Raw genomic sequence first — 24331 nt, forward strand, 5'->3', positions numbered from 1 at the left:
GCCCCACATTGCCGGGAGGTTTCTGTGCGTGCCGATGTGCCCAACCACGGCGGGTTGGCGCCGCTTCAGTTCATCGGCAGGCTGAGCTGGCGCGGGCTGCCATCGCCGCGGTGGGTGGGTTGCCCGGTGCGGCGGCCACGGTGCACGGTGGGGGGCATGGGCAGGCCCGGCTGCACATAGCCCTTTGTCTCCAGCGCCCAGCCGTCGGTGGCCTGGGCCTCGTCGTGCAGCTGCACGCGCTGGCCCATCAGGCCGTCGGCGGTGGCGCGCTCAAGCAGGGCCTGGGCGCGCTCGGCGTCGAGCTGCAGGGCGAAGTGGCTCCAGAGCTTGAGAACCTCGGCGTCGCGCCAGGCGTCTTCGAGCGCCCAGCGGCGGCGCAGGGCGTCGGTAGGGGCGCCGGCCGAGATCACGCGGGGCAGCAGCGCGAGGAAGAACTGCTGGAAGTCATGGCGCATCGCATCGCTGGGCAGCAGCGACAGGAAGCGCGTCAGCCGCGTGCTCCAGCCGCTGCGGGCGAGCAGCTGGGTGGCCAGCACCTGCAGGCCCTGGATGGGGTTGAGCAGGTGCAGGCGGTTGGGCGGCAGCACCAGCAGCGGCAGGCGGGCGGCATCGGCATGGGCCAGCGGGGTGACGAAGGACATCAGCACGGCCAGGCGGCGCCAGGCGTTGAAGCCCAGGCCATCGGCGCTGGCGGCGCCGCTGGCGCGCAGCCCGTCGGCCTGCGACCAGGCGTCGTCCCAGGCGAGGTCGGCCTTGGCCAGGTCGGCGGCCAGGCTGATCACCGCCAGGTTGCCGGCGGCGTAGCCGGCGTCCTCGCAGATGCGGGCGACCACCCGGTCGGCCGGCGCGCCGTGTGGCGGCAGCTGGCTGCCTACCGTGAGTGCTGCGCGGGTGACGGGGCAGTGGCTGCTCTGCAGCTGGCCGAGGTAGTTGGGGGTGACGCTCAGGGCCTCGAAGGCCAGGCCGCGCAGCCAGGCCTGCTGGCGCAGCTGCAGCCACAGGCGCACGGTGGGCGTGGCCAGCCGGGTGCGGCCACCGAAGCTGGCGCGCCCGGACTCGTAGCCCTGGCGGATCGCGCTGGCGGCGCTCAGGTGCTCGGGCGGCGGCGTCAGGCCGTGGCGGGCGTGGTCCCAGCCCAGCTCGAAGCCGGTGCGCGCTCCATCACTTGCCAGCAGGTGTTCGATGGTCATCTGGATCTCGGCAGACATGCGTTCAACTCCTCGACGGCGCCGGGCCCCGTGCCCGACCAGTGAACCAGTATCTGGTCCAAGTGGCTCATGAGGTGAGCCATTCCGTCGATCGATTGAACACACTGTGCGCGCGATGCGCCGTGCGGCCCAGCCCGCGGGCGTGGGGGCCTGTGCGGGGGTTTTCGGGCGCCGTTCCCGCGTCCACGGGGGGTGTTTTGCGGGAACTTCGCCGGCGCTGCGGCCGGGGTGGCGCCAAGTGTGCGGCGCGTCACGTTTGGCGCCGCGGGATTTGCGGCCCGGCGCTGTCACCCGCGTTCAGGGGATCAAGTCACAGCGCGGTTTGCCACTTGCCGGGCTAGGATGAGCTCAGGTCCTGAGCCTGGGCTGCGCGATCCATGCGCGCGTGCTGCGGGTTGGGCAGGGAGTACAAGGCAGAGTCGCCACGATGGATCGTACGGAACGTTTCTACCGCATCGAGATGATGATCCGGCTGCGCGGATCGGTCAGCTTCGCCACGCTGATGGACGAGCTGGAGGTTTCGCGCGCCACGCTCAAGCGGGATCTGGAATACCTGCGCAGCCGCATGGATGCGCCGATCGTCTACGACCGGCCCAGCAACGGCTACCGCTTCTCCGCCCCGACCGGGCGCGGCAGCAAGAAGGAGGTCAGCCACGAGCTGCCCGGCGTGTGGTTCAGCGAGCGCGAGATCCACGCGCTGCTGACGATGCACCAGCTCATCGACGGGCTGGACAGCGGCGGCACGCTCGGGCGCCACCTGCAGCCGCTGCTGGAGAAGCTGCACGGCATGCTGGGCACCAGCGCGGGCGAGGCGCGCGAGCTGATGCGCCGCGTCAAGATCAGCCTGCCGGCGCGCCGGCCGGTGGTGAGGCGCTGGTTCGAGCGCGTGGCCAGCGCGCTGCTGCAACGCCGCCGGCTGGAGCTGACCTACTACACTCGCAGCAAGGGCAGCGAGTCGCGCCGGCAGGTCTCGCCGCAGCGGCTGCTGCACCACCGCAACACCTGGTACCTGGACGCCTGGTGCCACGCCAGCGACGGCCTGCGCCGCTTTGCGCTGGATGCCATCCGCGGCGCTGAGCTGAGCGACCAGCGCGCCAAGGACGTGTCGCTGCGCAGCGTCGAGGCGGCGCTGGACGGCGGCTACGGCGTCTACGGCGGCGGCGAGCTGCAGCAGGCGGTGCTGCGCTTCAGCCCCGCGGCGGCGCAGTGGGTGGCCAACGAGCAGTGGCACCCGAAGCAGTCGATCGAGCCGCTGCCTGAAGGCGGCCTGCGCATGACGCTCCCCTACAGCGACGACACCGAGCTGACCATGGACCTGCTACGCCACGGGCCGGACGTGGTGGTGGAGGCGCCCGAATCGCTGCGCGACAAGCTGCGCGAGCGCCTGCAGGCAGCGATCGGGCACTATTGACGGATGTCGTCCGTCGCCGCAACGCTTCCTGAGTCCGATTCCGCTGTCTCTTCTCATTCAGCCGTGCCGCTGACCCCCGGCCTGCTGGTGCTGCACGGCAACCGCCTGGAGTGGCTGCTGGACACGGTGCTGGCCTGGCTGCAGGCGCAGCCGCTGGCGCCGCTGGAGACCGAGACGGTGCTGGTGCAGAGCAACGGCATCGCCGAGTGGCTGAAGATGTCGCTGGCGGCGCGCGCCGGGGTGTGCGCGGCCACGCGGGTGGAGCTGCCGGCGCGCTTTCTCTGGCGGCTGTACCGCGCCACGCTGGGGCGTGCCGGAGCACCGGCGCGCTCGCCGCTGGACGAGGCGCCGCTGGCCTGGCGGCTGATGCGCCTGCTGCCCGCGCTGGTGGCCGAGCCGGGCTACGAGCCGCTGGCGCAGTTCCTGCAGCCCGCCGGGGCGGATGCCAGCGCCCACGCGGGCCCCGACCTGTCGCGCCGCTGGCAGTTGGCGCAGCGCCTGGCCGATCTCTATGACCAGTACCAGGTCTACCGGGCCGACTGGCTGCAGGCCTGGGGCGCGGGGCGCGACGAGCTGATCGGCCCCGGCGGGCAGTGCAGTCCGCTGCCCGAGGACCAGCGCTGGCAGGCCCGGCTGTGGCGCGCTGTGGGCGCCGAGCTGGACGAGGCCGAGCGCCTGGGCGTGCGCAGCGAGGTGCACGCCCGCTGCGTGGCGGCGCTGCACGGTGGCGAGCGGCCCGCAGCGGCGCTGCCGCGCCGGGTGGTGGTCTTCGGCGTCAGCCACCTGCCGGCGCAGACGCTGCAGGCGCTGGCTGCGCTGGCGCGCCATGCCCAGGTGATCCTGGCGGTGCCCAACCCCTGCCGCTACCACTGGGCCGACATCATCGAGGGCCGCGAGCTGCTGGCGCGCCCGCAGCCGCTGCGCCACCCGCACCGCGGCGGCATCGACCTCGCGCAGCTGCCGCTGGAGGAGGCGCATGCCCAGGCGAATCCGCTGCTGGCGGCCTGGGGGCGGCAGGCGCGCGACTTCGTGCGCCTGCTCGACCACTTCGACGAGACCGAGGCGGTGGCGCGCCAGCTCGCGCTCCCGCGCGTGGACCTGTTCGACGACGGCCCCGGCGTGACCCTGCTGCAGCAGGTGCAGGCGCGCATCCGCGACAACGCCCCGCTGGACGAGCACGCAGGCATGGCGGCCGAGTTGCCCGCCGGGGACCGCTCGATCGTCTTCCACCTTGCCCACAGCGCGATGCGCGAGGTGGAGATCCTGCACGACCAGCTGCTGGACCTGTTGGCGCTGCGGACCGGGCCGGCAGACCCCAACGCCGGCAAGCGCCTGGCGCCGCGCGACATCGTCGTGATGCTGCCGGACATCGAGCCCTGGGCGCCGCTGATCCACGCCGTGTTCGGCCGCCACGCCGCGGGCGACCCCCGGCGCATCCCCTACGAGATCGCCGACCTGCGCGCGCGCGGGCGCCGGCCGCTGCTGCTGGCGCTGGAGTGGCTGCTGCGGCTGGACACGCAGCGCTGCACCGCCGGTGAGCTGCGCGACCTGCTGGACGTGCCGGCGCTGGCGCGGCGCTTCGGCCTGGACGAGGCGGGCCGGGCCATTGCCGCTCGCTGGCTGGCCGGCGCGGGGGTGCGCTGGGGCCTGGACGAGGCGCACCGTGCCAGCCTGGGCCTGGGCGAGTGCGGCGAGGTCAACACCTGGGCCTTCGGGCTGCAGCGCATGCTGGCCGGCTACGCGGTGGGGCCGGCGGACGAGGCGGCCGCGGACGCGGGGGTGGGCGCCGGCGGGGGCGTCTGGCAGGGCATCGAGCCCTATGACGAGGTGGGTGGGCTGGATGCCGCGGTGGCCGGCTCGCTGGCCGCGCTGGTCGACGCGCTGCGGTGCTGGTGGCAGACCGCCCGCATCGACGCCACGCCCGCCGACTGGGACACGCGCTGCCGGGCGCTGCTGGGGGCCTTCTTCGAGCCTGCGGACGAGGACGAGCGCCTGCTGCTGGGTGCGCTGGCCGAGGCGCTGGGCCGCTGGCGCGAGGACGCCGAGGCGGCCGGCTACACCGACGAGTTGCCGCTGGCGGTGCTGCGCGAGGCCTGGCTGGCCGGCGTCGACGAGCCCGGCCTGCGCAGCCGCTTCCTGGCTGGCGGGGTGGTGTTCTGCACCCTGATGCCGATGCGCGCCATCCCCTTCGAGGTGGTCTGCCTGCTCGGCATGAACGATGGCGACTACCCGCGCCGCAGCCCGCGCGCCGACTTCGACCTGATCGCCCAGCCCAGCCAGCGGCGCCCCGGCGACCGCGCCCGGCGCGACGACGACCGCCTGCTGATGCTGGAGGCGCTGCTGTCCGCGCGCCGGCAGCTGTACGTCAGCTGGGCCGGCCGCAGCGCACGGGACAACACCGCCCAGCCGCCCTCCGTGCTGGTGGCGCAGCTGCGCGACTACCTGGCCGCCGGCTGGGGCGCTGCGCGCCTGGCGGCGCTGACCACCGAGCACCCGCTGCAGCCCTTCAGCCGGCGCTACTTTGAGGCAGGGACCGACGTAGAGGGCGAGGCAGAGGGCGAGGCAAGGGCGGCCGCGCCGCGCCTGTTCACCTACGCCAGCGAGTGGCGCGTTGCCCATGCCGCAGCAGGTGCCGAGGCAGGCGGCTCGGCTCCCTTGGCTCCCGCTGCGGCGCTCGACCTGCCGGCCATGCTGCCGCTGACGCTGCGCCGCCTGGGTGACTGGCTGCGCCAGCCGGTGGCAGCGCACCTGCGCGACCGGCTCGGCGTGGTCTTCGCGCCGCTGGAGGAGGCCCTGGCCGACGACGAGCCGATGGCGCTCAGCGGCCTGGACGAAACGATCCTGCTCAAGGCCCTGCTGGCGGCCCGGCCGGACGCGGCGGGCGGTCCGGGCGAGGTGGACAGCCCGGCGGCGCTGCGCCGCGGCCTGGCCGCGCAGGTGCAGCGCCTGGCCCGGCGCGGCGAGCTGCCGCTGGGCGCGCCGGGGCAGCGCTGGCAGGCGCGCTTCCTGGACATGAGCGAGCCGATGCTGCAGGCCTGGCAGACGCTGCAGGCCGAGCACCCATTGCCGGCGCGCCACCGCGAGCTTCGCTTTGCTGTCCAGATCGACGGCGTGCCAACCCCGATCGTGCTGGAAGACTGGCTGGATGAGCTGCGCCTGCCCGCCGGTGCGGGTGCGGGTACGGGTGCCGGTGCGGACGACGCGCCGGTCTGGCTGGCCATCGATGCGCGCCGGCTCACCCGCACGCCCAGCCAGCGGCAGCCCGATCAGGTGGTGGCGCTGCCGGGCCAGCTGCTCGCGCCCTGGCTGCGCCTGGCGGCGGCGGCGGCCTGCGGCGTGCCGCTGCGCGGCGTGCTGGTGGGGCGTGACGCCATCCTGCGGCTGGAGCCGCCGGATCCGGAGGCCGCCCGGCAGGCGCTCGCCGCCCTGCTGGAGGCCTGGTACGCTGGCCTGCAGCAGCCGCTGCCGGTGGCGCGGCGCAGCGCGCTGGCCTGGCTGGCCCGGCTCGCCACCGGCAGCCTCGAAGACGCCAACCAGGCCGCCCGCCGCGCCTACGAGGACCGCAGCGGCCGGATGCCGCCCGAGGTGGACGAGCCCGCGCTGGCGCGCTGCTGGCCGGACTGGGAGGCCCTGTCGGCGGCCGCGGTTCCAGGCCGAGGCAGCGATGTGCAGGACGATGCCGCAGGGCTGGACGATCAGGGTGATCAGGGCGATCCGGACGACCCCGGCAGCCTGGAGGCCGCCGCCTTCGGCCACTGGGCGGCCTGCCTGTACGGCCCTCTGTGCGACTGGGTCGAGCAGGGCGTGACGGCCGAGAAGCTGCCCGGCGCCCGCCCCGGCCCGGACGAGGGCGACGCCGCCGGGCCAGACGGTGCCAGCGAGGCCGCCGATGAAAGCTGAGCGCCACCCAGAGCCGAACCGCGCCATGACCCTGCCTGCTTCCCCTGGCCCGGCCCTGCCTGTTCCCGTCCTCGATGCCCTGCGCCTGCCGCTTCAGGGCAGCCGCCTGATCGAGGCCAGTGCCGGCACAGGCAAGACCTGGACCATCGCCGCGCTCTACCTGCGCCTGGTGCTCGGCCATGGCGCACCGGGCGAGGCGCCGCCGCGTGCGCTGGCGCCGGCCGAGATCCTGGTGATGACCTTCACCCGCGCGGCCACCCGCGAGCTGTCCGAGCGCATCCGCGCGCGGCTGATCGAGGCGGCGCGCTGCTTTCGCGGCGAGGCGCAGCCCGCGCCGCAGGACCGCTTCCTGCAAGCGCTGATCGAGGCGCATCCAGATGGCCAGCCCGAAGCGCCCGGTGAGCCAGGCCCCGCCCTGACCCGCCGCGCCGCCGCGCACCGCCTCGCGCTGGCGGCCGAGGCGATGGACGACGCGGCGGTGCACACCATCGACGCCTGGTGCCAGCGCATGCTGCGCGAGCATGCCTTCGACAGCGGCCAGCTCTTCGAGGAGGAGCTGGTGGCCGACGAGGCCGAGCTGCTCCAGCAGGCCGTGCACGACCACTGGCGCCGCGAGGTCTACCCGCTCGCCGGGCCGGCGCTGGAGGCGGTGCTGGCCTGCTGGCCGAGCGTCGATGTGCTGGCCGGTCAGGTCCGCCCGCTGCTGGGGCGCGCCGAGCTGCTGGGCGAGTTTGCCGGCCGGGGCCAGTCGCTGGCGCAGTGGACCGGGCAGCAACTCGCCGAGCTGGCGGCGCTCAAGACCGGCTGGGTGCAAGGCGCCGCCGAGCTGCGCGCCTGGCTGGACGCGCAATGCCGGGCCAAGGTCTTCAACGGCAGCAAGCTGCGTGCCGACTACCACGGCAAGTGGTGCGACGCGCTGGCCGACTGGGCCCAGGGGCCTCAGGAGCAACCCGATCTCAAGACCGGCCGCAGCCGGTTGACCGAGGCCGGGCTGGCCGATGCGCTGGCGAAGAACCAGTCGCTGCCCGCGCTGCCCCCGGTGGTGGAGGCGCTGCACGCGCTGCTGCGCACGCTCGACGAGCGCGCTGGCCTGGCCGAGGCGCTGCTGCGCCACGCGGTGCACGGCGTGGCGCAGCGCCTGGAGCGGCTCAAGCGCCAGGGCGCGCGCTTCGGCTTTGCCGACCTGCAGGCGCGGCTGGCACAGGCGCTGGATGGCCCGCAGGGCGAGCGCCTGCGCGCGCGCATCGTGGCGCAGTACCCGGCGGTGCTGGTCGACGAGTTCCAGGACACCTCGCCGCTGCAGTACCGCCTGTTCGACCGGCTCTACGACGTGGCCGCCAACCGGCCCGCCAGCGTGCTGCTGCTGATCGGCGACCCCAAGCAGTCGATCTACGGCTTCCGCGGCGCGGACATCTACAGCTACCTCGCCGCGCGGGGCGCCACTGCCGGGCGGCAGTACATGCTCGACACCAACTACCGCTCCACCGAGGCGCTGGTGGAGGCGGTGAACCGCGTTTTCACCCAGGCCGAGGACGGCTGGGAGGCGGGGCTGCCCGGTGGCGAGCCGCCGCCGGTGGGCGCCTTCGCGCTGCCGCAGCGCGGGCCCTGGGCGCTGCCCTTCGAGCCGGTGCGCGCGCAGGGCCGGCGTGAGCGGCTGGTGGCCAGCGTGGCTGGTGCAGTGCCTGCCGAGCTGGCTGCACTGCACCTGCAGTGGCTGCCCACGCCGCTGCCGGCCGAGGCGCTGCGCCGCCTGCAGGCCCGCCAAGCGGCGGCGCAGATCGTGGCGCTGCTCGGCGATCCGCAGGCCGGCTTCGTGACGCCAGGCGAGGCGGGCGCACCGGAGGCTTTTCGCCGCCTGACGCCGGGCGACATCGCCGTGCTGGTGCGCAGCCGCCGCGAGGCCGATGCGCTGCGGCGTGCGCTGCGCCGCGTGGGCGTGAACTCGGTCTACCTGTCCGACCAGGACTCGGTCTTCGCCAGCCCTGAGGCGGCCGACCTGCTGCGCTGGCTGCAGGCGGTGGCCGACCCGCTGGACGCGCCGCGCGTGCGCGCCGCCTTCGCCACGCCGACGCTGGGCCTGGACTGGGCGCAGCTGCAGGCGCTGCGCGACGACGAGGACGCCTGGGAGCAGCGCCTGGCCCTGCTGCAGCGCCTGCGCGCCACCTGGCAGCGCCAGGGCGTGCTGGCGATGCTGCAGCAGAGCCTGCACGAGCTGGAACTCCCCTCAAAGTGGTTGTCCCCCCCCCGTTGCGGCCCTGCCGCTCCCCCCCAGGGGGGCGCCACCAGCGGACCGGCGCAGCCGGATCCGCGGTGGCCGCTGGCTGAACAAGTCTCTCGGGGGGAGGCCGAAGGCGAGCGCCGTCTGACCAACTGGCTGCACCTGGGCGAGCTGCTGCAGGCGGCGGCTGCGCAGGTGGATGGCGAGCACGCGCTGATCCGCTGGCTGGCCGAGGCGATCCAGGGCGGGCCCGGTGCGTCGGGCGACGAGCGCGTGCTGCGCCTGGAGAGCGACGCCGCGCTGGTGCAGGTGGTGACGGTGCACAAGTCCAAGGGGCTGGAGTACCCGCTGGTCTTCCTGCCCTTCGCGCAGAGCGCCCACCCGCTGACCCGGCGCGCGCGCCAGGCGGTCGAGGTGGTGGATGAGGCCGGGCGGCGCCGGCTCGACTTCCACCTCGGTGATGAGGCGCTGGCCGCCGCCGATGCCGAGCGCCTGCGCGAGGAGCTGCGCCTGTTCTACGTGGCGCTCACCCGCGCGCGCCACGCCATCTGGCTGGGCATCGGCCTGCCGGCGGTGGCCCGCCCGGCGAAGAACGGCCCGACCCACGACCTGCACCGCGGCGCGCTGGGCCACCTGCTCTGCGCCGGCCGGCCGCTGCCGGCCGAAGAGGTCGGCCTGCGGCTGCAGCGCTGGGCCGACGCCGACCCCGGCACCCGCTTCGAGCGGCTGGATGCACCGCCCTCCGGCCGCCGCTGGCAGCGCCCGCCACCCGAGGCCGGGCTGATCGAGCTGCGCCCCTACCGCGCCGACTTCGAGCGCGACTGGGGCGTGGGCAGTTTCTCCCAGCTGGTGCGCGACCTCGACGAGGCCCGGCTGCTGGCCGCGCTGTCTGAATCCAGCCCCGGCGACGCGCTGCGCGAGGAGCGCCTGCGCGAGGAGCTGCTTGCCGTGCTGCCCGTCGCCGACACGGGCGAGGCTGAGACGCCGCCGCTCGCTACCGCTGCGGGCTGGCACGCCTTCCCGAAGGGCGCGCTGGCCGGCAACTTCCTGCACGACCAGCTCGAATGGCTGGCGCAGGAGGGCGAGGCGCTGGGCCAGGAGGCGCTCGGCGGCGATGCCGCGGAGGAGGCCGGTGAGGCCGGCGCGGCCTGCTTTGCCGACCCGCGCGACGAGGCCGTGCAGGCCGCGCTGCGACGGCGCTGCGAGCGTGGCGGGCACGGCGAGCGCGCCGATGCGGTGATCGACTGGCTGGCCCGCCTGCTGCACACCCCCCTGCCGCCACTGGCCGCGCCGCTGGGCGCGCTGCGGCTGCTGCGGCCCGAGCTGGAGTTCTGGATGCCCAGCGTGGGCCTGCGCAGCCAGGCGCTGGACGCCGCCTGCCTGGCCCACCTGCTGCCCGGGCGCCCCCGCCCGGTGCTGCCGCCGCGCCAGCTGCAGGGACTGCTGATGGGCTTTGCCGACCTGGTGTTCGAGCACGGCGGGCGCTACTGGGTGCTGGACTACAAGTCCAACGCCCTCGGTGCCGATGAGTCGGCCTACCACCCCGCGGCACTGGAGCAGGCCATGCTGGCACACCGCTACGAGCTGCAGGCCGGCCTGTACCTGCTGGCGCTGCACCGCCTGCTGCGCGCCCGCCTGGGCAGCGCCTACGACCCGGCGCGCCAGCTGGGCGGGGCGATCTACCTCTTCCTGCGCGGCATCGCCGCCCCGGGCGCCGGCTGCGTGCACCTGCCGGCCACGCCCGCGCTGCTCGACGCCCTGGATGCCTGCCTGGCGGGCGAGGGTGAGGCCGCGGTAGAAGGAACCCCCGCATGACGACCTTGAATCTGCCCGGGCCGGCCCAGGACCAGTCCCCGCACACGGCTCCGGACACGCCGCCCGACGCCGCCGCGGTGCTGGCCGAGCTCGCCCGCTGGGCCGAGCTGGGTTGGCTGCGCCGGCTCGACCTGGCCCTGGCGCGCTGGCTGCAGGCCGAGCTGCCCGATTCGCCCCCCGAGCTGCTGCTGGCCGCCGCGCTGCTGGCCCAGCGCGAGGGGCGCGGCCACAGCTGCATCGTGCTGGCGGACCTGCTGGCGCTGGCCGATGCCGCGGTGCCCGTCCCAACGGATCTTGCTCTGCAGGCCGCCGAGGTGGACGAGTGGCTCGATGGCCCCGAGCCGGCGCAGCAGGCGCTGCGCAGCCTGATGGCGCGGCTGGTCGCGGAGGCCTCGGCGCCGGGGCTGGCGCATTGGGAGGCGCTGTTCGCCGCCAGCCCCGCGGTGCAGGTGCTGGCGCCGGGCGTGCCGGAGACGGGCGGCGCCGGCCCGGCCACGCCGCTGCTGCTCGAAGGCGGCCGGCTCTACCTGCGCCGGCACTGGCGCGAGGAGTGCCTGGTGGCCGCCGAGGTGCTGGCCCGGGTCGGTCCGGCGCCCATGCCGGCAAGTGGTGCCGTGAACGACTTGGTGGCCGAGGCTCCGCCGCCCGATCCGGCCGAAGTGCGCGCCTGGCTGGACCGGCTCTTCACCCCCCGGGAGCCGGGCGCCCCGCTGGACTGGCAGCGCGCGGCCTGCGCGGTGGCGCTGCGTGGCCGGCTGGCGCTCATCACCGGCGGGCCGGGCACGGGCAAGACCTACACCGTGGCGCGGCTGCTGGCGCTGGTGTTCGCGCTGCAGCCGCCCACGGTGCCGCTGCGCATCGCGCTGGCCGCGCCCACCGGCAAGGCAGCGGCGCGGCTCAAGCAGTCCATCGACCTGGCGCTGCAGGGCCTGCGCCAGGCGCAGCCGGGCCTGCTCGACTGGGACCTGCTGGCCCAGCGTCTCGCCCAGGCGCACACCCTGCACAAGCTGCTCGGCGCCCGGCCGGACACCCGCCACCTGCGCCACGACGCCCGCCACCCGCTGGAGGTGGACCTGCTGGTGGTCGACGAGGCATCGATGGTGCACCTGGAGCTGATGGCCGCACTCCTGGCCGCGCTGCCGCGCCGGGCCCGCCTGCTGCTGCTGGGCGACAAGGACCAGCTCGCCTCGGTGGAGGCGGGCGCCGTGCTGGGCGACCTCTGCGCCGATGCCGAGGCCGGCCGCTACGGCTCAGACACGGCCGGTTGGATTGCCGCCTGCACCGGCGCACCGCTGCCCGCGCCCTACCTCGCCGCGCCTGGCGAGGCCAGCGCGCTGGCGCAGCAGACCGTGATGCTGCGCGAGAGCCGGCGCTTCCACGGCGCCATCGGCCAGCTTGCCCAGGCCGTCAACGCCGGCGATGCCAGCGTGGCGCTGCAGCGCCTGCAGGCGCCCGGGCCCGAGCTGGCGCACCTGGCGGACCCGCAGCCGGGCGGGGTGCTGCGGCTGGCGCTGCAGGGCCGCGCGGGTGCCGAGGGCGGCTACGGCCCCTTCCTGCAGGCGCTGGGTGAGCGCCCACCTCCGTCAGCGAGTGTGGAAGATCACGCCGCGTGGGTGCGGCGGGTGCTGGGCGCCTTCGATCGCTTCCGGCTGCTGTGCGCGCTGCGCGAGGGCGACTGGGGCGTGGCCGGGCTGAACCGAGCCATCGAACAGGCACTGCGCCAGCGCGGCCTGATCCACGGTGGGGCCAGCGCCGGCCTGGGCAACGACTGGTACGAGGGCCGGCCGGTGATGGTCACGCGCAACGACAGCGCGCTGGGCGTCTACAACGGCGACGTCGGCCTGGCGCTGCGGGCCGCTCCCACGCCGGCGTCGGGACAGGGCTCGGGCTCCGGCCCTGCCCGCCGCGCCGGCCCGCTGCGCGTCTGGTTTGCCGATGGCGACCAGCTGCGCAGCGTGCTGGCCAGCCGCCTGGCCGCGGTGGAAACCGCCTGGGCGATGACGGTGCACAAGTCGCAGGGCTCGGAGTTCGAGCACACCGTGCTGGTGCTGCCGCCGCGCGCCAACCCGGTGGCCACGCGCGAGCTGGTCTACACCGGCATCACCCGCGCCCGCAGCCGCTTCACGCTGGTGGCGGCGCAGCCCGCGGTGTTCGAGCAGGCGGTGCGCCGCCGCACCCGCCGCGCCAGCGGCCTGCCGATGCGGTTGGCCGGAACTGCGGAATGAGCGAACGAGGTGGCTCTAGAGAGAGCCTGCGCTCACTTCGTACAACTCCAGCGGCAACCCGTCCGGGTCGGCGAAGAAGGTGAAGCGTGCACCGGTGTACTCGTCCACCCGGATCGGCTCGACCTCCACACCGCCGGCCTGCAGGGCGGCGACGCTGGCGTCCAGGTCAGTCACCGCAAACGCCAGGTGGCGCAGCCCGCGCGCCTCCGGGCGTGAGGGCCGCGGCGGCGGCTCGGGAAAGGAGAACAGCTCGATCTGCGCGCCGTCCGGCAGGGCGAGGTCGAGCTTCCAGGAGCAGCGCGCCTCGCGGTGGTGCTCGGCGACGATGCGCAGGCCAAGCAGCCCGGCGTAGAAGCGCTTCGAGCGCGCGTAGTCCGAGCAGATGATCGCGGCGTGGTGGAGGCCGCGCAGGGCAGGGGTGGGCATGGCGTCGGTTCGGTCAGGCGGCCTGCCGGGGTCAGCAGGCCAGCGATTCGCGGAAGTTCGGTACACCCTCGAAATCACAGGTCAGGCCCCGGGCGCGCAGCGTCAGCTCGCTGCCGTGGCCGAACCTCAGCTCCACCTCGATGGGCTCCGGCGCGCCGGCCCAGGTGCCCGGCAGCGGTAAGGCGGCCAGCCAGCGCCCGCCCACGCGCACCCGCCCGTGCACGATCCGGCCGAAGCAGCCGGCCGGCAGCGCGGCCGCCGGCTCCACGCCCGTGAGGTCGAGCCACACGTTGCGCCCGTGCCCGGCCACGGCCGGTTCGCCAGGGGCCTGCTGCCGCAGCGCCGCGGCCGAGAAGCGCAGCCGCAGCCGCAGCCAGCGCCCGCCCTCCGACAGGTCGATGGCGGCCACCTCGGAGTCGGCCAGTTCAAGCTGCAGGTTCGTCGGGTTCATGACAGCAGCATACGTGCCCGGCTGGCGAGGCGGCATCATCCGACCATGAGTGACGGTATGAGCGACGGCATGAACGACGTCTGGATCGACACCCACTGCCACCTTGACGCGCCCGAGTTCGATGCCGACCGCGTGGCGGTGCATGTCCGTGCCCGCGCCGCGGGCGTCGGCCTGCTGGTGCTGCCGGCGGTCAGCAGCGCCAACCTGGACGCGGTGCGCACGCTGGCCCACGCCGGTGGCGATGCCTACGCGCTGGGCTACCACCCGCTGTACGTCGAGCGTGAACCGGCCGATGCACTGGCCACACTGGAGGCAGCGCTGCAGGCCCATGCGGGCGATGCGCGCCTGGTGGCGGTGGGCGAGATCGGGCTGGATGGCTTCGTGCCCGGGCTGGACCCGCAGGTGCAGGCGCGCTGCTGTGCCGCCCAGCTCGGCCTGGCGCGCGAGGCCGGCCTGCCGGTGATCCTGCACGTGCGCCGCTCGGCGGACCCGCTGCTGGCGCTGCTGCGCCGCACGCGCGTGGCCGGCGGGCGAGGCGGGCGAGGCGGGCAAGGGGGCATTGCCCACGCCTTCAACGGCAGCGCGCAGCAGGCGCGGGCCTTTCTCGACCTGGGCTTCAAGCTCGGCTTCGGTGGTGCAATGACCCAGGCCCGCGCCCTGCAGATCCGCCGCCTGGCTGCCGAGCTGCCGGCCGACGCCTGGGTGCTGGAAACCGACGCGCCGGACATCCCGCCCGCCTGGCTCTACCGCAGCGCTGCCGAGCGGGAGCGCGACGGCGCCGGCCACCACCGCAACGAGCCGGCCGAGCTGCCGCGCATCGCCCAGACCCTGGCCGAGCTGCGCGGCCTCAGCCTGGCCGAGGTGGCGCGCCAATCCACCGCCAACGCGCTGGCCGCGCTGCCCAGGCTGGCGGCGTTGCTGCCACCCACGGAGGCGGCCGCGCCATGAGCAGCGCATCGACGCCCGACAAGCTCACCGGCCTGGCACCGGGGCCTGACAAGCTCACCGGCTTGGCGCCGGTGGTGGCGCCGCACACCCGGCTGATCGTGCTGGGCAGCTTCCCCAGCGTCGCCTCGCTGGCCGCGCAGCAGTACTACGCCCACCCGCGCAACCACTTCTGGCCGCTGCTGGGCGCGCTCTGGGGCATCGACCTGCGCGCGCTGCCCTATGCCGAGCGGCTGGCCGTGGTGCGCGAGCGCGGCCTGGGCATCTGGGACGTGTACGCCCGCTGCCAGCGCGAGGGCAGCCTCGACTCCGCCATCGAAGCTGCCGAGCTGAACGACCTCGCCGGCCTGCGCGAGCGCACCCCGGCGCTGCAGGCCCTGGCGCACAACGGCGGCGAATCCGCCCGCACGATGCGCATCACCCGCGCCCTCGGCCTGCCCGTCCACCGCCTGCCATCGACCAGCCCGGCGAACGCGAGCTGGAGCTTCGAGCGCAAGCTGGCGGCCTGGCGGGAGGTGTTTGGGGCATACGGGCTCGCTTGATCGCTTGATCGATTGTGTTTGCCTTCGGACGTCATGAAAATCAACCACTGCTTGGTTGATTTTCAGCCACGTACTGGTTGAATATCTGATTCTTATCCCGCTGCGTGCCACCCCCGCCCCCATTCCCATTCCCATGCTGAACCGCCACATTGCCCCCCGGCTCGACGAGGCCCTGGCCGACACCCCCGTGGTGCTGCTCAACGGTGCCCGCCAGACAGGCAAGAGCACGCTGGTGCAGGACCACGCGGCCCGGCGCGGGATGCGCTACCTCACGCTCGATGACGCTGCGGTGCTGGCGGCAGCGCGTAGCGATGCGGCGGGCTTCGTGCAGGGGCTGGCCGGGCCGGTGGTGATCGATGAAGTGCAGCGCGCGCCCGACCTCTTTGTGCCGATCAAGGTGGCGGTGGACCAGCGGCGCGAGCCCGGGCGCTTCCTGCTCACCGGCTCGGCCAACGTGCTGCTGCTGCCCAGGCTGGCCGAGTCGCTGGCTGGGCGCATGCAGATCCTGCCGCTGTGGCCGCTGTCGGCTGCTGAGCGGCAGGCGCAGCCCGACCTCAACCGCGTGGACTGGCTCGCCGACGGCGGCCCGCAGCCGTTGGGGCAACTGAGCGCCACACGCGAGGAACTGGTCGACATGCTCGTGCGCGGCGGCTTCCCCGAAGCCGCCCAGCGTGCCACCGCGGCGCGGCGGCGCGCCTGGTTCGACGCCTACCTGCAGGCGGTGATGCAGCGTGACGTGCAGGAGCTGGCGCGCATCGAGCAACTGCACGAGCTGCCCAACCTGCTGAAGCTGCTGGCCACGCGCAGCGGCGGGCTGCTCAACTTTGCCGAGCTGTCGCGTGCCGGCGGCCTGCAGCAGAGCACACTCAAGCGCTACTTCACGCTGCTGGAAACGCTCTTCCTCGTGCACCGGCTGCAGCCCTGGGAGCGCAATGCCTCCAAGCGCCTGGTGAAGGCCCCCAAGCTCTACATCCCCGACAGCGGCCTGCTGGCGCACTTGGCGGGGCAGGACGACACCAGTCTGGCCGCCGCACCCGGCCTGCCCGGCGCGCTGGTCGAAAGCTGGGTGCTGGGCGAGTTGCTGCGCCACCTCGCCTTCAGCGACCGCGGCCTGACGCTCTGGCACTACCGCACCCAGGCCGGCCAGGAGGTGGACTTCGTGCTGGAGTCGCGCCAGGGCGAGCTCACCGGCATCGAGGTCAAGGCCAGCGCCACCCTCGGCGCCAACGACTTCAAGGGCCTGCGCCACCTGCAGGAGACCGAGCCGGAGCGCTTTCGCCTCGGCTATGTGCTCTATGCCGGGCAGGAGGTGCTGCCCTTCGGCGCGGGGCTGTGGGCGGTGCCGCTGGCGATGTGGTGGGTGGCGCTGGCGGAGTCGGGCAGGGCGTGATCGAGGCGCGGCAATCCGAGAGAATTCCGCAGAATTAAAAAAAGCACCGACCCAAGCCACCTATGGCGATCAGGGATCAACGTGGGAGAACAACGGCCGTGGCCGTGCACTCACCGGGGCGGCGCGTGCAGCAGGCGCCAGCGCTTGTCGGTCGAATCCCGCGGCGAAGCGCCTCCCCATCCGCTGCAAATTTAGCGACAATCGCTGCCAATGAAGCAGCACCCTTCCCCTTCTGCCCTCGCCGCGGTCCTGTTGCCGGAGTACCGGCGCCGGGTGCTGGGGCTGTTGCTGCTGCAGCCGGACGAGGCGCTGCATGGCCGGGAGGTGGCGCGGCGCACCGGGCTGCCGGCGGGCACGATCACGCGGGAGTTGAACAAGCTGGCCGAGGCTGGCCTGCTGCGGCGCGAGCGGCGCGGCAACCAGCAGCTCTACAGCGCCGATACCGGCTGCCCGGTGTTCCACGAGGTGGCAGGCCTCCTGCGCAAGACGTCCGGCTGGGCCGAGCGGCTCGTGCAGGCGCTGGAGCCGGTGGCGGCCGGGCTCAAGGTCGCTTTTGTGTTCGGTTCGATGGCACAGGGCAGTGCCACGCGGGGCAGCGACATCGACGTGATGCTGATCGGCGAGGGCCTGAGCTTCGCGCAGGCGGTGGAACTGTTCTATCCGCTGCAGGAGGAGCTGGGCCGCGAAGTCAATCCGCGCGTCTACAGCCGGGCCGAGTTTGCCGCCAAGGCAAGCGAGGAACCGTATCTGCGCGATGTGCTGGCCAAGCCCAAGCTCTTCTTGATCGGAGGCGAAGATAACCTTGCAGAACTTGCTCGGCCGCACGCTTGAACTCGTTGCACCCGATCGTGCCCAGGTGGTCCGCCTGCTGGCCGCCTTGGCACGCAACCTGGCCGATGCGCAACTGCAGGGGCTGAGCGCGGAGAACCGCTTCGACGCGGCCTACAAGTCGATCATGCAACTCGCCATGCTGGCGCTGCACGCCCACGGCTACCGCCCCCGCACCAGCGTGCCCGGCCACCACCAGACGGCGATCCAGTGCCTGACGCTGACGATCAACCTGCCGCCCGCGACGGTCCGCCTGCTCGATGCGCTGCGCAAACAGCGCAACCTGTCGGACTATTCCGGCGACCTGGTGCCGGAGTCGGCGGTGGTCGACTGCGTGGCTGCTGCAGGTGATCTGCAACGGCAGTTGCGGGAGTGGCTGGGCAGGGAGCGGCCTGAGTTGCTGTGAGGGAGACGCCGAGGCAGCGCGGTTGGCAAGGCGCTGCAGGAGGCGTCGATCGACAGCGCGCAGGGCTGGATCAACCGAATGCGCTCTGTCGACAGGGGCCTGTAGCGCCTTGCCCGGCGCTGTCGCGCCGGGTTCAGGGTTCCGCGCCCGGAATGGGGCAACTCACCACCAACCGGAAGCCGAAGTCGTTGAAGCGGCCGTCCGGGGTGTCCCAGTGGCGGAAGGACGCACGGCAGTACTCGGTGGGGTCGTTCCACGAGCCGCCGCGCAACACCCGGCGAGCTTCGCCCGCCGGGCCGGTGTTCTGAGGCTCATCGTATTCGTTCAGACACCACTCCCAGACGTTGCCACTGAGATCGTCTCCTCCGCGACCATCGAGCCCCGCGCGCCCCAAGGGATACATGCCGACCGCCGTCGTGCGGCCGATGCCGGACTTATTGATGTTGGCACGTAACTCCTGCCAGTCGTTACCCCAGGGATAGGTCCAGCCCTCCGGGCTTGATGCCGCCCACTGCCACTCCCATTCCGTGGGCAGACGAACCGGCAAGCCCAGCCTTGAGCCGAGCCAGCGCCCATATGCCATGGCATCGAACCAACTCACGTTGATGGCTGGGTGGCTGTCAAAGCCCCACCGCCGTTCGCCCGCCTGTTGGGCGTCTTCAAGGTCTTCAGGGAGAGCTAGGTCACTCCACCACGCCGGGTTGCAGAACCCATCCTCTGCCTTCAGAAAGGCGTCGTACTGTGCCCAGGTCACCGGGTAGCGCGCCATTCGGAACGGTTCCACATCGAAGGCCATCGGCGGCCGGGTATTCAGCGTCACCCTCCCGGCAGGCACGTCGATCCACTCGATGTCCGGCAGACCCTTGGAGGTCAGGCCGACGCCCCGCCGCGGGTCGCCCATCTGATTCAGGCGCAGGCCGATCTCTTCGCGGCGTTGGTGTGGGCAGGCGTCGGTCTTCAACTCCTCCAGCAATCGCAGGGGTTCGGGGGCCAGGAAGCTGCGCAGCGGCTCGGGCAGGTCAGCTTCCAACGCCCGCCAGGCGTGGATGCCGGGGTCGGTGAAAGCCGGGTCGGTTTGTGGCGAGCGGTGCGCCAGCGCGAGCAGAGCCTCGACGGCCGGCTTCTCGCGTTCCCAGGTCCAGCGCAGTGCAGGCAACCGACCGCTGCGCTCCCAGTCACGGGCAGCCTGCTCGGCCTGGCGGCGCAGCGCGAGCTGGTCGCCGTAGCGCCGACACCAGTCGGCCAGACGCGGCCAGTGCCACAGCAGCGACTCGTGCGCCAGTTCCACATGGGCGTCGTCGGGGTCGGCCAGAAAGCCCTGGGCGCGCAGTGCTTCCACCAGCGGGCCGATGGCCGGGTCGGCGCGCAAAGGGGCCACCGGCGCCGTGCGGCGGGCCGGCACCTCGTCGATCACCGTGGCCAGCGCGCCGAACAGGCGGTCGCAGGCGGCGGCCAGCGCGGGGTCGGCGTTCAGAGCTTCGTCGATCCGGGCCGCGGCCGATTGCACGACACCGGCCAGTTCACCGAAGCTGCGATAGGCCTTCAGCGTCAGGCCCAGCCCTGGGTCACGCTGATCGAACAGGCGGTGCAGCGTCAGCGCGACCAGTGGCAGCGCACCCCGGGCCGTACTCGCGGCGGTGACCAGCGATTCCTCGACGTCGCGCTCCACCGCCACTCCGCAACGCTCGGCCGGATCTCGGATCAGCCGGCGCAGGCGCTCGGGCTGGGTGATGGGCTGCAGGTGGACCAGGGAGCGAGCGAAATCACCCTCAGGCAGCCAATCGGCCAACCGGCCCATGAATTCGCTGCGCAGCGTCAGCAGCCGCAAGACATCGGGCACTTGCCCCAGGGCCTCGAAGACAGGCCGGAAGGCATCGGCCTGCGCGGTATCGGTCTGGGTGAACAGCTCCTCGAACTGGTCGGCCAGCAACAGCACCGGTTTGCCCAAACCTTCCAGCGCCTTGGCCGGGTCGGTCAGCAGCCATTGCTCCAGGCGGGAGACGCGAGGCCCGAACAGGCTGCCGCGCTCTTCCGGCAAAGCCCGGTCCAGCGCCTCAGCCAGTTGCCGCAGCGGCTGCCCCTGCGGCTTGAAGCGCAGGTAGGTCAGCCCCGGGTTGCTGGTGCGCAGTGCCGGGTCCACCCCCGCTGCCGCCAGTGACGACTTGCCGGTGCCCGAGCCGCCACACAGGCTCACAAAGCGCTCGGCGCGCAGCTTCTCGACCACCCGGGCGGTGTCGTCTTCCCTGCCGAAGAAGAACTCGCTGTCTTCCGGGCGGAAGGCGGCCAGGCCGGGGTAGGGGTTGCGAATGTCAGCCGGTTTGGGTGCGGGCTGTGCCGACCCAGGCCGCGGCAGGGGCGGCAACTTGCGTTGCACCCCCAATGGCCTCGCAGGCGTCGCCGGCTGGTCGGTGAGCAGGCGGTAGAGCGCGTCGTACCCCGAGTCGTCGTCAAGGCGATAGGAGGTGTAGTCCTTCAACGGGAACGGCACGAACGGCGCGTCCGCTCCAAGGCGTAGCACGGGAATGAACCGCCGGTCGTTGACGAACTTGGCGTCGTACAGCGCCTGGGTGATGTGCTGCGATTCCCAGCGCACCCCTCGACCAACGTAGGCCGGAGCGTTGCCCTCGAAGCGCTTTTCGTATTCCTCCGTGCAGACCACCAGGACGTGATGCGCCTGCCGGATCTGCTCGGTCATCCAGGTGCGCCAGCCGGCGCTGACAAAGCCCTGTTCAAACTGGTCGATCCAGGCGTCGATGCCGTGGGCGCGGAGTCGATCCGCCAGTGCAAGCACCCAGGCGCTGTGATCCTCCGACTCCTGGGCGTAGCTGATGAACACCCGCGCGCTGCGCGCTTCACCGGACTCCTCCGCATGCATCGTTGCCATCCCGTCACCTCTTTGTGTGCAGGGGATTTTCGCGGATCGGCGGAGTTTCGTCAGATCGGGTGAGCCTGCGTTGGATCATCCGGTGGGCTCGATCAATGAAAGTCATCCTCCCGCTGGTGCCGCAGCGCCGCGATGACGATCGTCCTGGTATCGACGATTTCGAACAGCGCCACGTAGCCGGTCGCACCGAAGGGGATGACCAGCTCGCGCACGAAGGGCTGGCGTTCGACCGGAATGCGCCGCCGCGGGTCGTCGGCCTTGCGGCAGGTGAGGGGGAAGCGTTCCAGCAGCCGCAGGCCGTCTTCGATGGCCGCCTGCGCCCGCTCGGCCAGGGCCGGATCCCCACCGCCCTCGCGGGCCAGTTCGCGCTCCAAGATGAAGTCGATCAGGCGTTCCAGGTCTTCCTGCGCCTCCTGGCTGAGACGCACCGTCCAGTTCATGCCGGCGCTTGTCCCGCAGCGCGCACCCGGGCCGCCGCAATCCGCCGCTTCAGGGCCTGCATGGATTCATCCAGGGTCAGCGTCGGCGCTCCCTGACGGACGGCATCCAGCGAGGCCATGCCCCGCGCCACGAACTCGGCCTGCTGCTGGCGGCGCTGCACCTGCGCACGCACGGACGCCTCGACAAAGGCGCTGAGGGATTCGCCCTCGGCCAGCACCTGCTCCAGTTGCTCACGCAGGGCGGGCTCGACGCGGATGGACGGGATGGCAGCGGTTTTCATGTCGGGAATGTAGTGCAAATGCACTGCAATGGGCGCGGCACCGTGTGCGGCATGGGGTGAGCCGGGACATTCGGCGGTGCGCCCGCCAGGCCCCACCCCCGCCTGCTCTACCATCTCGCATGACTTCGCACAACGACAACGTTCTGAACAACCTGCCGGGTGGGGCACCGGCGCGGGGGAAGCGCTCAGGCGGCAGCAGGCGCCGCGCCCAGGCGGGTGGCGAGCTGCCGGAGGCGTCGATCTCTGAATTCGATGGGGTGCGCTGCCTGCACCTGGGCCATACGCCCTGGGTGCAGGGCGCCATGCGCATCCACCGGCCGCGCAAGCTGGAGCTGGAGTACATCCAGCGCATGATGGCCTGGCTGCTGCTGGTGGAGCCGGCCGCGGCGCCCACCGACTGGAGCGGGCTGCGTGTGGCGCAGCTGGGGCTGGGGGCGGCGGCGCTGGCGCGTTTTTGCCACGGGGAGCTGCGCGTGCCGACCACGGTGGTGGAGCTGAATCCGCAGGTGATCGCGGCCTGCCGGCAGTGGTTCCGCCTGCCGGCCGATGACGAGCGGCTGCAGGTGCTGGCAGCCGACGCGGGTGCCTGGGTGGCCGAGCCGGCCCAGCGGGCCAGCGTGGATGTGCTCTGCGTGGACCTCTACGACCACGAGGCGGCGGCGCCGGTGCTGGACGATGCGGACTTCTACCGCCACTGCTTCGAGGCGCTGGACGAGGGCGGGGTGCTGAGCGTGAACCTGTTCGGGCGCAACGCCAGCTTTGCGCGCAGTGCGCGGCGCATCGCGCAGGCCTTTGTCGGCGACGCCGGGGAGGCGGACGCTGCGCCGTGTGGCGAGGTCTGGATGCTTGACCCCACCGACGAGGGCAACACGATCGTGCTGGCGATCAAGGGCGGCCGCCTGCCGGATGCGGACACGCTGGCGCGCCGGGCCGAGCAGGTGCATGCGCGCACGGGGCTGCGTGCGCAGCGCTGGCTGCATCTGTTCAAGCCGGTGCCGCTGCGCGCGGAGCCGGTGCCGGTTCGCGCCACGCCGGCCCGCCGGGCGGCGCAGGCCAAGACCGACGAGGGGGCGCGGCCATGATGCAGCCCCATCGGCCGGCCCCCTCGCTGCACCACCAGAACGGAGCGCTGAACTGGCGCGTGCTGGTGGGCTGGCTGGTGGAGGATGGCTGCATCCATGCCGGCGAGGCGGCGCAGCTGACGCAGCGGCTGGCGGCGGGCAGCTCCAGCCAGCACCCGCTGGTGCGCCTGGGCGGGGCGGAGTTGCGCCACACCCGCAGTGGCGAGCTGCTGGATGTGGAGGCGCTGACGCGCTGGCTGGCGCAGCGTGTCAGCCTGCCGTACCTGCGCATCGACCCGCTGAAGGTGGACGTGTCGCGCGTCACCGAGGTGATGTCGGCCGCCTATGCCGAGAAGCGCCGCGTGCTGCCGGTGCAGGTGGGGCCGGCGGAGATCACCATCGCCACCGCCGAGCCCTATGTGCTCGACTGGGTGAGCGAGATCGCCGCGCACACGCGCAAGACGGTGCGGCTGGTGCTGGCGAACCCGCTGGACATCGCCCGGTTCACCACCGAGTTCTATTCGGTGGCGCGCTCGGTGCGGGCGGCGCAGAAGAGCGGCGAGACCAGCACGACGGTGAACTTCGAGCAGCTGGTCGAGATGGGCAAGCACAAGCAGCTCGACGCCAACGACCAGGGCGTGGTGCAGCTGGTGGACTGGCTGTGGACCTACGCCTTCGAGCAGCGCGCCAGCGACATCCACCTGGAGCCGCGGCGGGACCAGTGCGTGATCCGCTTCCGCATCGACGGGGTGCTGCACACCGTCTACCAGCTGCCCACCACGGTGATGGCGGCGGTGACGGCGCGCATCAAGCTGCTGGGCCGCATGGACGTGGTGGAGCGCCGCCGCGCGCAGGACGGGCGCATCAAGACGCGCAGCCCGCGCGGCGACGAGATCGAGATGCGGCTGTCCACGCTGCCCACCGCCTTTGGCGAGAAGCTGGTGATGCGCATCTTCGACCCGGAGACCGCCGTCAAGCCGGTCACGGAACTCGGCTTCGATGCGGCCGACGTGGCGCGCTGGCGCACGCTGATGGGCGCGCCACACGGCATCGTGCTGGTCACCGGGCCCACGGGCAGCGGCAAGACGACCACGCTGTACGCCACGCTCAAGCGCCTGGCGACCGACGAGGTGAACGTCTGCACGGTGGAGGACCCGATCGAGATGATCGAGCCGGCCTTCAACCAGACCCAGGTGCAGCCCGCGCTGGACCTGGACTTTGCCGCCAGCGTGCGCGCGCTGATGCGCCAGGACCCGGACATCATCATGGTCGGCGAGATCCGCGACCTGGAGACCGCCGAGATGGCGGTGCAGGCGGCGCTGACCGGCCACCTGGTGTTCTCCACGCTGCACACCAACGACTCGGCCAGCGCGGTGACCCGCCTGCTGGATCTGGGCGTGCCGGCTTACCTGATCAGCGCCACGCTGATCGGCGTGCTGGCGCAGCGGCTGGTGCGCACGCTCTGCCCCGCCTGCCGCCAGCCCGACGAGGCGTTGTCGCCCGAGGCGCTGGCTGCGGCGATGCCCGGGCTGCCCGCGGCGCGGCTGGTGCAGGGGGCGCAGCGGGAGGGGGAGCGGGAGGGGGAGCGCGATGGCGAGCGCCACTTCCGCCCGACGCGTGCGGTGGGCTGCCAGGCCTGCCGCATGACCGGCTACCGGGGACGCAGCGGCCTGTTCGAGCTGCTGACCTTCGATGAAGGCGTGCGCCACGCGATCAGCGAGCGCCCGGACCTGGCCCGGCTGCGGCGCGAATCGCTGCGCCAGGGGCTCACACCGCTGCGCCTGGCCGGCCTGCACAAGGTGGCGCAGGGGCTGACGACGCTCGACGAGGTGCTGCGGGCCACGCCGGACTTCTCGGTTTGACGCCGGCCGGACCTCGATCGGATCGTTCAGCTTCTGAA

Annotated in this window: 17 protein-coding genes; 11 read left to right on the plus strand and 6 right to left on the minus strand. The window is 72.9% G+C overall.

Translation table 11 applies throughout. The features are described 5' to 3' along the window. Positions 1 to 65: 65 nt before the first annotated feature. Positions 66 to 1208 carry a hypothetical protein gene (locus NGK70_RS09745; protein WP_251973043.1) on the minus strand — a complete coding sequence of 381 codons (1143 nt, stop codon included), beginning with the start codon at positions 1206 to 1208 and terminating at the stop codon, positions 66 to 68. A 427-nt stretch (positions 1209 to 1635) separates the two neighbouring features. Here NGK70_RS09745 and NGK70_RS09750 point away from each other — a divergent pair, with 427 nt between their 5' ends. The 4 genes from NGK70_RS09750 (at position 1636) to recD (ending at position 12777) form a co-directional block, all read left to right on the plus strand. Further along, positions 1636 to 2619 (plus strand): helix-turn-helix transcriptional regulator, encoded by a 984-nt coding sequence (locus NGK70_RS09750; protein WP_251973044.1) that lies wholly within the window; start codon positions 1636 to 1638, stop codon positions 2617 to 2619. A gap of 63 nt (positions 2620 to 2682) precedes the next feature. After that, positions 2683 to 6519: an exodeoxyribonuclease V subunit gamma gene (gene recC, locus NGK70_RS09755; protein ID WP_251973045.1), complete on the plus strand. Its 3837-nt coding sequence runs from the start codon at positions 2683 to 2685 to the stop codon at positions 6517 to 6519. 25 nt (positions 6520 to 6544) lie between these two features. Then, positions 6545 to 10552: a UvrD-helicase domain-containing protein gene (locus NGK70_RS09760; RefSeq protein WP_251973046.1), complete on the plus strand. Its 4008-nt coding sequence runs from the start codon at positions 6545 to 6547 to the stop codon at positions 10550 to 10552. Next, the gene (gene recD, locus NGK70_RS09765; protein WP_251973047.1) at positions 10549 to 12777 is read left to right on the plus strand and encodes an exodeoxyribonuclease V subunit alpha; all 2229 of its coding nucleotides are present in this window, start codon (positions 10549 to 10551) and stop codon (positions 12775 to 12777) included. Before NGK70_RS09760 ends, recD begins: the two co-directional genes overlap by 4 nt. A 15-nt stretch (positions 12778 to 12792) precedes the next feature. Here the strand turns inward: recD and gloA2 are convergent, their stop codons facing one another. Then, positions 12793 to 13203, minus strand: a complete 411-nt coding sequence (gene gloA2 / locus NGK70_RS09770) for an SMU1112c/YaeR family gloxylase I-like metalloprotein (protein ID WP_251973048.1) — start codon at positions 13201 to 13203, stop codon at positions 12793 to 12795. Between the two features lie 31 nt (positions 13204 to 13234). Next, entirely contained in the window at positions 13235 to 13654 is a 420-nt protein-coding gene (locus NGK70_RS09775; RefSeq protein ID WP_251973049.1) for a hypothetical protein, read from the minus strand. A gap of 45 nt (positions 13655 to 13699) precedes the next feature. Between NGK70_RS09775 and NGK70_RS09780 the strand changes: the two genes are divergently transcribed. The 5 genes from NGK70_RS09780 (at position 13700) to NGK70_RS09800 (ending at position 17765) form a co-directional block, all read left to right on the plus strand. Then, a complete protein-coding gene (locus NGK70_RS09780) occupies positions 13700 to 14602 on the plus strand; it encodes a TatD family hydrolase (RefSeq protein ID WP_251973050.1) in 903 nt (300 codons plus the stop codon). Continuing rightward, the gene (locus NGK70_RS09785; protein WP_251973051.1) at positions 14599 to 15141 is read left to right on the plus strand and encodes a DNA-deoxyinosine glycosylase; all 543 of its coding nucleotides are present in this window, start codon (positions 14599 to 14601) and stop codon (positions 15139 to 15141) included. The genes NGK70_RS09780 and NGK70_RS09785 overlap by 4 nt, the downstream gene beginning before the upstream one ends. 133 nt (positions 15142 to 15274) lie before the next feature. Then, positions 15275 to 16531 (plus strand): ATP-binding protein, encoded by a 1257-nt coding sequence (locus NGK70_RS09790; RefSeq protein WP_251973052.1) that lies wholly within the window; start codon positions 15275 to 15277, stop codon positions 16529 to 16531. A gap of 210 nt (positions 16532 to 16741) precedes the next feature. Further along, positions 16742 to 17362 carry a MarR family transcriptional regulator gene (locus NGK70_RS09795; protein ID WP_251973053.1) on the plus strand — a complete coding sequence of 207 codons (621 nt, stop codon included), beginning with the start codon at positions 16742 to 16744 and terminating at the stop codon, positions 17360 to 17362. Next, positions 17334 to 17765 carry a DNA-binding protein gene (locus NGK70_RS09800; RefSeq protein WP_251973054.1) on the plus strand — a complete coding sequence of 144 codons (432 nt, stop codon included), beginning with the start codon at positions 17334 to 17336 and terminating at the stop codon, positions 17763 to 17765. The genes NGK70_RS09795 and NGK70_RS09800 overlap by 29 nt, the downstream gene beginning before the upstream one ends. A gap of 133 nt (positions 17766 to 17898) precedes the next feature. On the opposite strand, the gene NGK70_RS09805 is transcribed toward NGK70_RS09800, so the two are convergent. The 3 genes from NGK70_RS09805 to NGK70_RS09815 form a co-directional block, all read right to left on the minus strand. Beyond that, the gene (locus NGK70_RS09805; protein WP_251973055.1) at positions 17899 to 20649 is read right to left on the minus strand and encodes an nSTAND1 domain-containing NTPase; all 2751 of its coding nucleotides are present in this window, start codon (positions 20647 to 20649) and stop codon (positions 17899 to 17901) included. 92 nt (positions 20650 to 20741) lie between these two features. After that, entirely contained in the window at positions 20742 to 21089 is a 348-nt protein-coding gene (locus NGK70_RS09810; RefSeq protein ID WP_251973056.1) for a type II toxin-antitoxin system RelE/ParE family toxin, read from the minus strand. Beyond that, the gene (locus NGK70_RS09815; RefSeq protein ID WP_251973057.1) at positions 21086 to 21370 is read right to left on the minus strand and encodes a YlcI/YnfO family protein; all 285 of its coding nucleotides are present in this window, start codon (positions 21368 to 21370) and stop codon (positions 21086 to 21088) included. The genes NGK70_RS09810 and NGK70_RS09815 overlap by 4 nt, the downstream gene beginning before the upstream one ends. A gap of 119 nt (positions 21371 to 21489) precedes the next feature. Here NGK70_RS09815 and NGK70_RS09820 point away from each other — a divergent pair, with 119 nt between their 5' ends. Both NGK70_RS09820 and NGK70_RS09825 read left to right on the plus strand, forming a co-directional pair. Further along, positions 21490 to 22452: a spermine/spermidine synthase domain-containing protein gene (locus tag NGK70_RS09820; protein ID WP_251973058.1), complete on the plus strand. Its 963-nt coding sequence runs from the start codon at positions 21490 to 21492 to the stop codon at positions 22450 to 22452. After that, positions 22449 to 24293 carry a GspE/PulE family protein gene (locus NGK70_RS09825; RefSeq protein ID WP_251973059.1) on the plus strand — a complete coding sequence of 615 codons (1845 nt, stop codon included), beginning with the start codon at positions 22449 to 22451 and terminating at the stop codon, positions 24291 to 24293. Before NGK70_RS09820 ends, NGK70_RS09825 begins: the two co-directional genes overlap by 4 nt. Positions 24294 to 24331 lie beyond the last annotated feature (38 nt).

The sequence above is a fragment of the Sphaerotilus microaerophilus genome (genome assembly GCF_023734135.1).
GTDB lineage: Bacteria > Pseudomonadota > Gammaproteobacteria > Burkholderiales > Burkholderiaceae_C > Sphaerotilus > Sphaerotilus microaerophilus.